The sequence below is a fragment of the Mycobacterium sp. genome (genome assembly GCF_965230835.1).
Taxonomy (GTDB): Bacteria; Actinomycetota; Actinomycetes; order Mycobacteriales; family Mycobacteriaceae; genus Mycobacterium.
Map to the genome: position 1 here is coordinate 1,148,105 of NZ_CBDDLW010000002.1, position 13,240 is coordinate 1,161,344.

The window sequence follows — 13,240 nt, forward strand, 5'->3', positions numbered from 1 at the left end:
CCGTCATCGCTCTAGCCCAACGTACGAAACACGCACGCCACAACTGTAACCGCGGTTAGGCGTCGGCACCGCGCCCGGAGTCGGCGAGGAGCGCAACAAGCTCTGCGGGCTCAGGCAACTCTTCGGGCACTATGGTGGTTCCGCTGCGCACGTAGTAGAAGGCGGTCCGTACCAAGGATTCGGGACATCCGTTCAAGGCGGCCCACGCCAGTCGGTAGACAGCGAGTTGTATCGCGGCCTGGCGCATGTCTTCCGGCCCGCGCGGAGGCTCGCCTGTCTTCCAGTCCACCACCGTCGCGCCACCATCGGAATCGGCGAAAACCGCGTCCATCCTGCCACGTACCAAGGTGTCCCCGATGGGCATCTCGAAAGGCACCTCGACGGCGACCGGCGTGCGTGCAGCCCATTGCGATGCCGCGAATGCCGACTGCAGTGTGGCTAACTCGCCGGAGTCGCCGACCTCGGAGTCGGCCGCCCCTGGCAGATCGCCCAAGTCGAACAACAGCTCAGCACCGTAGAACCGCTGAATCCAAGCGTGAAAAGCCTTTCCCAGCAACGTATGCGGATCCGGGCGAGCCGGAAGCCGATGTCGCAGCCGCTGCGCTGCAGCTGCAGGATCTCGGGCCAGCTCCACCAAACCGCTAACCGACACTTGACTTGGCCCCGTGCGGACGGGCGGCTGTGCTAAACGCGCACGCTCGGCCAGCAGCGCATCGACATCGGCGACCCAATCGTGGATGCCGAAGTCGGCGCGGTCGGCCGAGGTCGCGGCTCCGGCCACCATTGCCGCTCCACGCTCGATGTCGCTGCGGCGCCCAACCAACGGGTCGCCGGGCCAAACAACCTCAACTACGTCGTCGCGCAGTGGGTTTCGTTCACCGGCGCTCGGGGTTGGCGCCCACTCCTCGACAAGCCCACATGGCTGGCCGGCAGCGGTCGAGTGATCGATGACCTGTTTGATCTCGCACAAGAAGTCGGAGGGTCCACGCGGTTTGATCCCGGTGGCACCCCACTGGTGACCAGACACCAGCAAGGTGTCCTCCGCACGAGTAAGGCCCACATAAAGCAGCCGCCGCTCCTCATCGATGCGCCGCTGGTCCAGCTGGCTGCGGTGCACCGAGATCTTGTCCGAAAGCTGCTTTCGATCGGTTACGTCCGACACGTCGAGCACCGGCACACCAAAGGCGCCTGCCGACGCACGGTCACCGCGCAGTAGTGGCGGCAGTTCTGCGGGGTCGGTGAGCCATGTACTCCTTGATGCAGTTGACGGGAACGTGCCGCCGGAAAGGTGCGCCACTGCCACGACCTGCCACTCCAGCCCCTTCGCCGCGTGAATCGTGAGCACCTGAACCCGGTCTCGCGCAACCGCCAACTGCGCGGATGGCAGCCCGTTCTCGACCACCGCAGCGACATCTAGGTAAGCCAGCAGACCCGCAACCGAGGTCTTCGAGGATGCCTCGATTCCGGCCCCGCCGGCTCTCTCGGCGTAGCCGGCAACCACGTCGGCGAACGCGTCGAGGTGCTCAACGCCCGCCCAGCCCGGTGCTGTTATCCCCGGTGTCGCCGCCGCGGCGCGGACTTCACAGTCGACACCCAGCACCCGACGAACCTCGGAGACGAGGTCAGTGAGGGCATGGCCGAGATGCCCACGCAGAAAATTCAGCTCGACGGCCAACGCGCTGATGCGCTCGTATCCGTCGGCCGAATACCAGCTCGATGGTCCGGGATCGCTAATTGCATCGGCCAAACACGCAGCGTCAGCGTCATGACTGGTCGCTAGCGCCACCAGCTCAGGCGAGAGCAACTCGCGCGACGCCCCGCCGGAATCCGAGGGCGTTCCCAAGCTCGTACCAAGCACCAACGCGCGGCGCCACAGTGCGGCGAGATCGCGGCCACCGAGCCGCCATCGTGGACCCGTCAACACCCGCATGGCCGCCGCGCCAGCCGTCGGGTCGGCGACCAGCCGAAGCATGGCTACCACGTCGGCAACCTCCGGAATGGAGAGCAGGCCAGCCAGCCCGACAACCTCGACGGGGATTCCCCGGGCCCGCAGCATGTCGGCGATGGGTGCGGCGTCAGCATTGCGGCGTACCAGCACCGCCGCGGTGGGTGGGGCGCCGCCCTCGGCCCGAGCGCGGCGGTAACACCCGTCCAGATGGTCGGTAATCCACTGGCGTTCGGCCTGTACGTCAGCGAGCAATGCGCAGCGGACAGTGCCAAGCGGCGCATCCGGGCGTGCGCCCAGAGGACGCACCGACACCGACCGTCGCCGTGCCTCCGCCGATACGGCGTTGGCAACGTGCAGGGCTCGTGGTGGATTGCGCCAACTGGTCCGCAGCTCCAAAACCTGCGCGGGGGTGCCGTCGGATCGGGGGAAGTCAGTTGTGAACCGGGGTAAGTTCGTCGCTGACGCGCCGCGCCATCCGTATATGGACTGAATCGGGTCGCCAACCGCCGTCAGCGCCAACCCATCATCGACGCCGCCACCAAACAACGATGACAACGCAACCCGTTGCGCATGCCCGGTGTCCTGGTATTCGTCGAGTAGCACCACCCGGTAGCGATTTCGCACATCGACGCCGACCTGTGGAAAAGCCGCTGCCAACCGAGCCGCCGACGCCATCTGCGCGCCGAAGTCCATCACTTTCTCGGCACGCATGCGGTCCTGAAGCGCCTCGATCAGCGGCACGAGTTCAGCACGCTCGGTCTGCGTCTCCAACATCCGGAGCAGCGACTGGCTCGGACCGCGGTCACGTTGGTTGGCGCCCGCTGGCAAAGCGTGGACCAGCCTTTCCAGCTCCATGTGAGTAGCGCGGAGTTCCTGGGTATCCACCAAGTGCTCAGTGAGCTGGCCCCACAACCGCAGCACTATCGAGGCGACGGCGGCTGGCGTCCGGTCGGTACGCAGCTCCGAGTTGTATCCGTTGACTATGTCGAAGGCCAGCTGCCACAGCTCAGTCTCGCTGAGTAACCGGGTGTCAGGTTCGACGGGCAGCAGCACTCCGTAGTCACGAAGCAACGAGCTTGCGAACGCATGATATGTGCTCACCACCGGGGTGCTCGCAGATCCGAGGGCGAGCCCGTCCGCCCCCAGATCGGTACCGGCCAATCTGGCCAGCCGGGACCGCACCCGGCGCAGCAGCTGACCGGCGGCCTTGCGGGTAAACGTCAATCCCAGCACCTGTCCGGGTTCGGCATAGCCGTTCGCGACAAGCCATACGACGCGCGCGGCCATCGTTTCGGTTTTGCCGGCTCCGGCTCCGGCAACCACAACAAGCGGGCCAGGTGGCGCGGCAATGACGGCCGCCTGTTCCTCGGTCGGCGGGAAGAGCCCCAGCGCGCACGCCAATTCGGTAGGGCTGTATCGCTGCCCGGCCGGATTCACAGCTGAACCGACGCGTCGGTGCCGACATGAGCCGGACAGCATGGCCGTATCGGGCAGTGCGAACAGCCGCTATTAGGCCGGGCCACGAACTGCGGCCCAGCTGTCACATCAGCCGCTTGGTGTACGACATGGCGCCATGCATCGCGGGCCTCCGATGTCAATGGGTCCTGCTCACGTTGGGTAGCGCCGCTTGCCCCGGCCCTCCCCGGATAAACCAGCCGGGCACCACCGGGCTCCACACCCCCTTCGCCGGCCGGCAGCATGCCTTCCGCTACCGCGAGCTGGTACATGGCCAGCTGGGCATGGTGCTGAGCATCGTCCTTGGTAACTGGGTTCCGGCCGGTCTTTACGTCGACGATCACCAGCCGACCGGCCGCGTCGCGCTCCAGCCGATCAACCCGGCCGCGCAACCGAACCGTTCTGGCCGGGTCAGTGTCTCCGCGCCATTCGACGATTCCGTCGACGTCGATCTCCACGCCGACCTCCGTCAGCTCGCCGCGAGTCTGCGCGCGCCACTCCAGGAACGCCTGGATCATGGAGCGGTGCCGGGCGAACTCGTTTGCCGAATACCAACGCGACTCGTAGGGCAGGTGCTCCCATAGCGCATCCAGCGCGGCCAGCAGCTGCGACTCGCTCTTGGCGGGCTCGGCGATCAGCGCATGCAGCACCGAGCCGACTGTTGACCGCAGCTCCCGGGCGTTAGTCCCGCCGTGCTGTTCAGCCAGCCAGCGCAGCGGGCAATCGCTGAGTGTCTGCAGAACAGAGGGAGTCAACGTGACCGGATCGTCGCCGCCGCAGAGCGGCTCAGCAGTGCTCACTGGGATCAGGCCGTGCCATCCGGCCGGATCCGCCCCCGGAACACCCGCTCGGGCCAACCGCGCCAATTGTGTTGCCGCACATTCGCGAGTGTCATCGTCAACTGCGCCTTCGGGGGCGCAAACAACACCGCGCAGTCGGCCCACCACGGCAGCGGCCGACAACACGCGCGGTGCCGATACAGCCTGCGCCGCGTCGTTTTCACGCGCAACACCGGCCCAGCGCGCAATCTCGAAAAAGAAAGCCGACGGCAATGCGGCTTCCCCGCCGCTTCCGCTCACGTCCGCGTCTACGGCCGTCACGAATAATCGCTTCCGGGCCCGACCCATAGCGGACACCAGCAGCCGCCGCTCCTCGGCCAGCAGCGGAGCTCGCGCCGAGGCATCCGAGGTAACGCCGTCGAGTTCATCGAGGAGCCGTTGAGTGCCCAGCACCCCGCCGCGCGGAACCGTGTTTGGCCACAACGCGTCTTGCAAGCCGGCGATAACCACCAGATCCCACTCGTGTCCCAGCGCTGCATGCGCGCTGAGCACCCTGATCTGCTCCGGTTCAACGACCGGGGCGGGGCTTACCCCGGGCAGCCGCAATGCCGCGACGTGCTCGATGAATCCGCGCAGCGACGCACCCGACGTCCGCGACACATAGTCTTCGGCAATGTCGAACAAGGCGGTCACCGCCTCCAGATCCCGGGCGGCCTCAGCACCAGCCGGCCCGCCGCGTTCGATCGCAGCCAACCAGCGGCGCTGCAGCCCGGAACGGCGCCAGGCCGCCCACAGGACATAGCGCGGGTCCGGGTGACTTGAACGATGGCAGCGACTAGCTGCGGCCAGCACCGCACCCACCCGCCTCAACGCGCGAAACTGTGGCCGCGACAGCCCCCGGTCACCGTCGGATTCTGCCCGCTCGAGGACCGACCCCCGACCGCTCGCACCCGACAACGCATCGAGCAGCAGATCAGCCACTTTCGCCCGGGGGCGGCCCGGCTGAGCCCGCTGCAGTGCCCGGCGCAGCTGGCGAAGCGCAACCGGATCGACGCGGCCAATGGGTCCAGTCACCAACTCCAGAGCCTGGTGACTTTCGAGCCCGTCAGCTGTCGCCGACAGTACGGTGAGCAGCGCACGCGCCGCCGGCTCTTCGGACAACGGCCCGCCAATCGCAGGCACAGCCACCGGGACACCAGCAGCAGCCAGCGCGCGCGGTAACCGCGCGGCGGCCCGCGGCACCGACCTGACGATCACCGCCATCTGAGACCATGGCACCCCGTCAATTAGATGCGCGCGGCGCAATGTGTCGGCGATCATCGCCGCCTCTGCGTGCGGCGAGGCGGCCAGACGTGTCGTAACAGATCCGTCCTCGGTGCCGGTGCCCTCAATCCGCCTACCGGCGCTGACTCCGGGAAGTAGGCACGAAATGCCGCTGACGGCGCGCGCCACAGCCGGAGCACAGCGGTGCGAAACCTTCAGCGTCAGCGACGGACACGCATCAGCCAGCAGATCAGTGGACTCACCGCCGCGGAAGCCGAACACAGCCTGGTTTGGGTCACCGGCTATCAAAGCCAGTTCGGCGCCTTCCGCCAGCACCCGAACCAACCGGGCCGCCTGCGGGTCAAGTTGTTGGGCATCGTCGACCAGCAGTACCTTTACCCTTGCGCGTTCAGCGGCCAGCAACTCTGGGTCGATCGCGAAGGCCTCCAAAGCCGCACCGACCAGCTCAGCGGCACTCAGCGCGGGCGCCGTCGCTTGCGGCGTCGCCGTACCAACCGCCGCACGCAGCAGCATTACCTGCTCGTACCGTCGAGCGAATTGGGCCGCGGCGGTCCATTCTGGACGGCCGCACCGTCGCCCAAGGCGCTCAAGCTCTCGCGACTCCACGCCGCGTTCGAAGCAACGCGCCAGCAGATTTCGCAGCTCGTTGGCGAAGCCGGCGGTGCTCAGCGCAGGCCACAAATGCTGCGGCCATGCAGTATCGGCGGCGGGGCCATCTTCAATGTCACCGGCCAGTAGCTCACGGATGATGGCATCTTGCTCAGCGCTGGTGATCAACCGTGGGGGCGCGTCGCCGACGCGATCTGCAGCCCTCCGCAAGACAGCGTAGGCGTAGCTGTGGACCGTGCGTACCAGCGGCTCCCGTACCGCCGCATAGCCATGACCGCTGCTGCTACGCGCCGCCCGCGCGGCCAACAACACCTTGGTCAACTGGCTGCGTTCGAGCATCCCGATTCGGCCAGAGCCGGTAAGCAGCAGAACCGATTCCGGATCGGCGCCGGCGGCGATGCGAGCGGCCGCGGTCTCGACCAGCAGCCTGCTCTTGCCGGTTCCTGGACCGCCGAGGATGCGGACCAGGCCATGAGCACTCGGCGCCAGCAGGCCGCGCACCTCAGCATCCCAGCGGTGTGACATAGCGGCATGAGATCACAAGGCTCTGACAACTCAGGCCACGGCGAAAAAGCGGCCGCAAAGACTGGCATCATCGACGCGTGAGCGCCAACCTCCACGTGCACCAATACGGTCCTTCCAGCCCAGCGGAGGTGTTGGCGATCCACGGCGTGACTGAACACGGGCAATCCTGGAACCAGTTGGCCGCGTTTTTGCCCGAAATCAGCATCGTCGCGCCTGATCTGTTGGGCCACGGTAAATCATCGTGGGCTGCGCCGTGGACGATCGACGCCAATGTTTCGGCACTGGCGGCGCTAATCGACGATCGCACCGACAGTCCGGTAGTGGTGGTTGGACATTCGTTCGGTGGCGCTGTCGCGTTGCAACTGGCCGCCGCATGCCCCGACCGAGTAGCAGCGCTGGTACTGCTCGACCCAGCGGTCGGCCTCAACGGTTTGCAAGTGCGCGAAGTAGTCGAGGCAATGGTGGCCTTCCCCGACTACGCCGACCCGAACGAGGCTCGCACCGAGAAGGCAGCCGGGGCCTGGTCGGATGTGGACCCCGCGGTGCTCGACGCCGAACTCGACGAGCACCTCATCGCATTGCCAAATGGACGGTATAGCTGGCGGATGAGCCTACCCGCGATGGTGTGCTACTGGAGTGAACTTGCGCGCGGCATGGTGCTGCCGCCGGTCGGAACGCCAACCACTCTGGTGCGAGCGGTGCGCGCCTCGCCGCAGTATGTGAGCAAGCAACTCGTCGACGGCCTTCAAGAACGGTTGGGGGCCGATTTTGAGCTGCTGGAATTCGAGTGCGGGCACATGGTGCCGCAAGCCAAACCGTCCGAGGTTGCTGCAGTAATCCGCAATCGGCTGAAATGTCGCTGACGATGCCACCGGTAACCGACAAGCATGTCGAACACGTGCGCTCGCTGGTCGCAGCCATCCCGCCCGGCAAAGTCGCGACCTACGGCGATATCGCTACCGCCGCAGGCCTTTCCAGCCCGCGTATTGTCGGATGGATCATGCGGATAGACTCCTCGGATCTACCTTGGCACCGGGTCATCACCGCCTCGGGCCGCCCTGCGCGACACCTGCGGACCCGACAGCTGGAGCTATTGCGTGCAGAGGGCGTCCTCAGCGTCGATGGTAGGGTCGCGCTGCGCGAGGTACGCCACCAATTCCTGGGATGAGCAGCCGCGAAGACCGCGCCACTCAGTACTAGAGGATGAGCCGAACAAGAGCCGCCGTGCGAGCCAAACCCGGAAACGCTGCAGCCGTGGACCGCGGATGTAGCGCATGCACCGAAAGCCGGAACATCAACGCGCGCAACAACATCTGCGGCCACTCCGGCAATGCGCTCCAACGCTCGACGAGCCCATCGTCGGCCTCGCCCCATGACAGCGCATCGACGGCGGCCACGCCCGCAGCCCAGGACGCAGGACGCCAGTACGGGGCAATATCGGTTATCCCCGGAGCGGCAGTGCCGGTGAAAAGCACTGTTCCGTAAAGGTCTCCGTGCACCAGCTGGTTGGGGCTCTTGGTCGGCTTCCGCAGGCTGGCGAGCTGGCCCACTAGTTCCATCGATCGCTCTGCCTCTGCCACCGCGGGGGCTGGCCGCGCACCCGGTGGGATCGACTGCAGCGGCCGCTCCTCCCAGGCTGCACGGTCAGCCACGATGAATACATCAATATCCGACCAAGGCGTGGTGGGCCCTTGGGTGAGGAACCGGGGGCGCTCCAGCTTCCCAGTCGCCTCATGAAGTCGCACCGCAGCCGAAATGACCTCGTCGTGTCTGGCTTCGGCTGTGCCAGCAACGAACGTGTCCGTCCGCCAACCAGAAACCACGTACCGCCCGTCAGTCGAGCGGACCGGCCGAGCCAGGCGTACGCCATCGACGAACAAGGTCTCCCGAACTCGAGCCGACCAGGCCGCCCGAGCCGGATCGGTTACCACCGACAACACGACTTCGCCGCACCGCCAGCCACCTTCCCAGGTAGCGCCCAAGGGAGCGGGCTGCGCGCCAGTCAATCCGAACGCCGTCAGCACATGTTCGGGCGGTGGCTCGACACTCACAGGGATTAGCGTAGTCGGGCGACCATGCGGCTTGGCGCGACCCGCTGAGGAGCCGGAGAATCGACGGCTATAGAGCCCATCGAGAAGACCGAACTTCTCCTGGACTAGTACATCACCATGTCGGGCTGCATCTGGCTGGCCCATGCCGTGATTCCACCTTGCAAATGAACCGCGTCGGAGAAGCCAGCTTTCTTGACCGTGGCCAGCGCCTCGGCCGAGCGAACGCCCGTCTTGCAATACAAGACGAGCGTTCGATCCGACGGCAGCTTGGCCAGACCTTCACCAGAGTCGATCAACGACTGCGGGATCAGCTGGGCACCGTCGATATGCACGATGTCCCACTCCACCGGCTCGCGGACGTCTATCAGGACGAGCTTCCTGCCGGAATCCATCAACTCGCGCAACTGCTGCGGGGTGATGGCGGATCCGCGAGCCGCGTGGGCGGCATCGTCAGAAACCATGCCGCAGAACTGCTCGTAGTCGATCAGCTCGGTGATCTTCGGTGTCGCCGGATCTTTGCGGATCGTAATGGTTCGGAAACCCATTTCCAGAGCGTCGTACACCATCAACCTGCCCAACAACGATTCACCGATACCCGTGATCAGCTTGATCGCCTCGGTACCCATCACCGACGCGATCGAGGCGCAGATGATGCCCAGCACACCGCCTTCCGCGCAGGACGGGACCATCCCGGCCGGCGGCGGCTCGGGGTAGAGGTCACGGTAGTTGAGGCCCTGACCGTTGGGGGCGTCCTCCCAGAACACCGAGACCTGGCCCTCGAAGCGATAGATAGACCCCCAAACGTAGGGCCGTCCGGCTAGGACAGCCGCGTCGTTGACCAAATACCGCGTCGCGAAGTTGTCCGTACCGTCGACAATCACGTCGTATTGCTTGAACAAGGTCACCGCGTTCCCCGGAGCCAGCCGGAGTTCGTGCAACCGAACCTTTACCAGCGGGTTGATCGCGACGATCGAGTCGCGTGCTGACTGAACCTTGGAGCGTCCGACATCGGCGGCGCCGTGGATGATCTGACGCTGCAAGTTCGATTCGTCAACGACGTCGAAGTCGATGATGCCAATGGTGCCGACACCGGCAGCCGCCAGGTACAGCAGCGTCGGCGCTCCGAGGCCACCGGCACCGATCACCAGAACACGCGCGTTCTTGAGTCTCTTCTGTCCGTCAACACCCAGGTCAGGGATGATCAAATGACGGCTGTATCGGGCCACCTCTTCGCGACTCAGCGAGTCAGCAGGCTCGACTACTGGCGGCAACGATGTTGACACCGAATACCTCCTCGCTCGCCTTGTCTATTCGAAGGCTATTCGAACGTCCACTGCGCGTGGTACGACCAGCACCATCACAACAATTGTCGAATACGACAGCAACCAAGCACATTCCCATTCAACGCGCAATCCAGCTACTTGCTTCCCCGCGCAACCCTAATGTGTCGCGACAAAGCCGCTATGCGATCGGGTACGGCCAGGGATTGAAACGGCAGGTCTTGCCGTCAGCTTTGACCCAATCAGGGTCGAACTGAGCGACATCGTCATTGGCGGTGGAAAACGTCTGTTCCATCATCACCGGAGCTAGGCCGCCCTGCCTATCGCACGGCTCGTGGCTTAGGTACCCGATGGCGTGCCCGACCTCGTGATTAATCACGTACTGCCGGTAGGAACCGATGTCGCCCTGAAATGGAACCGCTCCGCGCACCCATCGCGCTTCGTTAATGAAAACCCGCGACTGCCGGTCGGGTCCGAAGGACGGGTTAAAGCAGGAGGTCTCCAGTGGGAATTCGTAGCCGCATCCCCCTCGCACCGTCACCGGCGACACCAGCGAAACCCGGAAGTCTGGTTTCCCGCTGTCAATCCGGATGAATCCGAACTGCGGGTCGTGCGTCCAGCCCTTGGGATTGGCTAACGTCTGGTCGACCATCTCAGCAAATGACTCGTCGCCGCCGTACATCGAGGGATCGAGCCCATTCTCGATCTCGATGGTGTAGCGGAACACCTTGGCCGTACCCTGACCGAACTGTGGTGTCACACCCGGAACCACATGCCACGTCTTCTCGCCAGCCTGAGTAAAGTAGCCGCCGTCTGGCAGCGTGCCGGCCGGAAGGTTGGCGTCGAACTCGGCCAGGCCGCGCGGTGGCACGTCGATGATTGCCGTACCTACCGCACCGATCGCAGGCGGGCTTTGGGCAGGCCGCGATGCAGCAGGCTGCGGCGCGTTCGTTCCGGTCACCGTCTGATACACCACCACCACAGTGACCGCCACCAAAATGGGAAGCGCGTAGGCGCGCCAGCCATAGGTCGACACGAACCAGCCCAACCATGATTGTTTACGCCATTGGCGCGGGCGCCCGCGGTCGACCCGGGTCCGTCCGGCGTCCTCGCCGACCGGGTCACGCAGGGCCCGCAACGGCTCACGCCAATCGTCGTGCAGCACCGGCATCTTGTCGATGCCACGCCCTGGCCATGGCGACGTCACTTCCCCAGGATGGCATAGCCGGCGCTGGGCGCTACCCTGGCGCGCCCGTCTACGCCTCCGAGCTGGGGTCTGCCGCCACCGATAGCGCCAGTTCGGGCCCGCCGGACGCGTCGGGTAGTAATGTCGGTGCGACACACCGCTGGGCCGCAAAGCAAGAAGCCGGCCTTCGGAACAGGCCCGAATCAGATGAGGACCGATGAGCGATCTCGCCAAGGCGGCACAACGACGAGCTGTGAAGTCGGCCGTCCGGGCCCGGCCGGTCGACGACGTAACCGCATCAAACCGGCGGGGCAACCGGCTGCCCCGCGACGAACGGCGGGGCCAGCTCCTGGTGGTAGCCAGCGACGTCTTCGTCGACCACGGCTACCACGCCGCCGGAATGGACGAGATCGCCGACCGGGCAGGGGTCAGCAAACCCGTCTTGTACCAGCACTTTTCGAGCAAACTGGAACTGTATCTTGCGGTCCTGCACCGACACGTCGACAACCTGGTCTCCGGCGTACAACAAGCACTGCGCACAACTACCGACAACCGTCAGCGGGTGCACGCGGCGGTCCAAGTGTTCTTCGACTTCATCGACCACGACAGCCAGGGCTACCGGCTGATCTTCGAGAACGACTACGTCACCGAGCCCGAGGTCGCCGCTCAGGTGCGGGTGGCCACCGAATCGTGTATCGATGCAGTATTCGCCCTCATCGCCGCGGACTCTGGACTTGACCCTCACCGCGCCCGAATGATCGCGGTGAGCCTGGTCGGCATGAGCGTCGAAGCAGCAAGGTACTGGCTCGATTCCGATCGACCGATTTCCAAGTCAGACGCCGTGGAGGGCACCGTGCAATTCGCCTGGGGCGGGCTTTCGCACGTGCCGCTTACTCGCTCGTAGCGCCCTTCGCAGCAGACCCAGCTGCAGCCGAATCCACCCCGATACCGAATCCGACCCGGCGCCCGTCGGCGACACCAATCTCCACATAAGCCACCTTGGCAGCGTGAATGAGGAAACGACGGCCCTTCTCGTCGGTCAGACTCAACAGACCCACTTCCTTGCCAAGGGCATCACTAACCAGTTTTTCCACCTCAGCGGGCGTCTGCGCACTGGTGAACGCCAGCTCGCGGGTACTGTCCGTGATACCGATCTTGACCTCCACAGGGGCCCCTTCCATTGGCGTTCCATCACAAGCGTGTCAGCCAGCAGGCTAGTAGACCATCAGGATGCGTATAGCCCCCTGCCCCCGGCCGACAATTCGCGCAAAGCGAAACCGAGTCTGGCTTGCTGGTCACGGTTAGGTCCCAGCCGTCTCGACACGCCGCGTAACGCCAGGTCCGGCATCACCGCGCAGATACCATCGGCACCATCAGCAACACAGTTAGCAACCTCCATCGCGACTTCCCGACCGCTCGGGACGTCCAGGACCACCCGGACGAACAGAGCTACGAATACCGCCTAGATTCCTCGCACGGCGCCGAAGAGGAATGGGTCTGGCCAGCTGATCGCCGATGGCGACCGGTCGCAGCCATCATCGGAGCCGTAGTCGCACTCGGCGCCGTCGCAACCGCAGTCATCATCAACGGCGGCGACAGCGCATCGACCAAGGCCACTGTTGGGGCGCCAACCCCACAGACGGCCGTGTCCACCACGCGACAACCCACAGCGCAGCCCCGCACACCGCCAAGCGCCTCAACCGCCACCGTGCCCAGCCCCTCCCCGAATCAACGCCACCCGGAGACGGTAACCACAGTGACGCAGCCCAGCGCTTCGCCGAGCGCCGCGGCACCACGAATACCCACCGCGGCACCGCCGCCGGTAGCCGCGCCACCGCGCGCAACGTTGCATCCGCGCACGGTCGTCTACAGCGTGACCGGAACAAAGCAGCTCCTCGACCTGGTAAACGTCGTCTACACCGACGCTCGGGGCTTCCCCGTCACCGACTTCAACGTGTCGCTACCTTGGACCAAGATGGTGGTCCTGAACCCGGGCGTGCAGACTCGATCCGTTGTCGCCACCAGCATCTACGGTCGGCTGAACTGCTCGATCGTCAACGCTGAAGGTCAAACGGTCGTAGCAGCGGCCAACAACACCATCATTGCGACATGCACGCGCTAAC

The 13,240-nt window shown here is 65.2% G+C and carries 10 protein-coding genes; 4 read left to right on the forward strand and 6 right to left on the reverse strand.

Translation table 11 applies throughout. The features are described 5' to 3' along the window. Positions 1-55: 55 nt before the first annotated feature. Positions 56-3,427: an ATP-dependent helicase gene (locus ACO07W_RS05740; protein WP_421841546.1), complete on the reverse strand. Its 3,372-nt coding sequence runs from the start codon at positions 3,425-3,427 to the stop codon at positions 56-58. Further along, entirely contained in the window at positions 3,382-6,600 is a 3,219-nt protein-coding gene (locus ACO07W_RS05745; protein WP_421841548.1) for an ATP-dependent helicase, read from the reverse strand. The genes ACO07W_RS05740 and ACO07W_RS05745 overlap by 46 nt, the downstream gene beginning before the upstream one ends. A 77-nt stretch (positions 6,601-6,677) precedes the next feature. On the opposite strand from ACO07W_RS05745, the gene ACO07W_RS05750 reads away from it, so the two are divergent. Continuing rightward, the gene (locus ACO07W_RS05750) at positions 6,678-7,463 is read left to right on the forward strand and encodes an alpha/beta fold hydrolase (protein WP_421841550.1); all 786 of its coding nucleotides are present in this window, start codon (positions 6,678-6,680) and stop codon (positions 7,461-7,463) included. Positions 7,464-7,465: 2 nt separating this feature from the next. Further along, the gene (locus tag ACO07W_RS05755) at positions 7,466-7,768 is read left to right on the forward strand and encodes an MGMT family protein (protein WP_421845827.1); all 303 of its coding nucleotides are present in this window, start codon (positions 7,466-7,468) and stop codon (positions 7,766-7,768) included. A 28-nt stretch (positions 7,769-7,796) separates the two neighbouring features. On the opposite strand, the gene ACO07W_RS05760 is transcribed toward ACO07W_RS05755, so the two are convergent. From ACO07W_RS05760 to ACO07W_RS05770, 3 genes are all read right to left on the reverse strand, one after another. Continuing rightward, a complete protein-coding gene (locus ACO07W_RS05760; protein ID WP_421841552.1) occupies positions 7,797-8,651 on the reverse strand; it encodes a TIGR02569 family protein in 855 nt (284 codons plus the stop codon). A gap of 104 nt (positions 8,652-8,755) precedes the next feature. Beyond that, positions 8,756-9,934, reverse strand: a complete 1,179-nt coding sequence (moeZ, locus tag ACO07W_RS05765) for an adenylyltransferase/sulfurtransferase MoeZ (protein ID WP_421841554.1) — start codon at positions 9,932-9,934, stop codon at positions 8,756-8,758. A 178-nt stretch (positions 9,935-10,112) separates the two neighbouring features. Beyond that, the gene (locus tag ACO07W_RS05770) at positions 10,113-11,138 is read right to left on the reverse strand and encodes a DUF3152 domain-containing protein (RefSeq protein ID WP_421841556.1); all 1,026 of its coding nucleotides are present in this window, start codon (positions 11,136-11,138) and stop codon (positions 10,113-10,115) included. A 196-nt stretch (positions 11,139-11,334) separates the two neighbouring features. Here ACO07W_RS05770 and ACO07W_RS05775 point away from each other — a divergent pair, with 196 nt between their 5' ends. Next, on the forward strand, positions 11,335-12,021 hold the full coding sequence (locus tag ACO07W_RS05775; RefSeq protein WP_421841558.1) for a TetR/AcrR family transcriptional regulator: 687 nt from the start codon (positions 11,335-11,337) through the stop codon (positions 12,019-12,021). Here ACO07W_RS05775 and ACO07W_RS05780 read toward each other — a convergent pair. Continuing rightward, positions 12,008-12,283 (reverse strand): DUF3107 domain-containing protein, encoded by a 276-nt coding sequence (locus ACO07W_RS05780; RefSeq protein WP_421841560.1) that lies wholly within the window; start codon positions 12,281-12,283, stop codon positions 12,008-12,010. The two genes, ACO07W_RS05775 and ACO07W_RS05780, sit on opposite strands and share 14 nt — an antisense overlap. A 206-nt stretch (positions 12,284-12,489) precedes the next feature. Between ACO07W_RS05780 and ACO07W_RS05785 the strand changes: the two genes are divergently transcribed. Continuing rightward, the gene (locus ACO07W_RS05785; RefSeq protein WP_421845828.1) at positions 12,490-13,239 is read left to right on the forward strand and encodes a hypothetical protein; all 750 of its coding nucleotides are present in this window, start codon (positions 12,490-12,492) and stop codon (positions 13,237-13,239) included. Position 13,240 lies beyond the last annotated feature (1 nt).

Coding starts and splice junctions, on each gene's coding strand:
- ACO07W_RS05755 (WP_421845827.1), top strand. CDS start 7,466: ATGCCACCGGTAACCGACAAGCATGTCGAACACGTGCGCTCGCTGGTC.
- ACO07W_RS05775 (WP_421841558.1), top strand. CDS start 11,335: ATGAGCGATCTCGCCAAGGCGGCACAACGACGAGCTGTGAAGTCGGCC.
- ACO07W_RS05740 (WP_421841546.1), bottom strand. CDS start 3,427: ATGCTGTCCGGCTCATGTCGGCACCGACGCGTCGGTTCAGCTGTGAAT.
- ACO07W_RS05745 (WP_421841548.1), bottom strand. CDS start 6,600: ATGTCACACCGCTGGGATGCTGAGGTGCGCGGCCTGCTGGCGCCGAGT.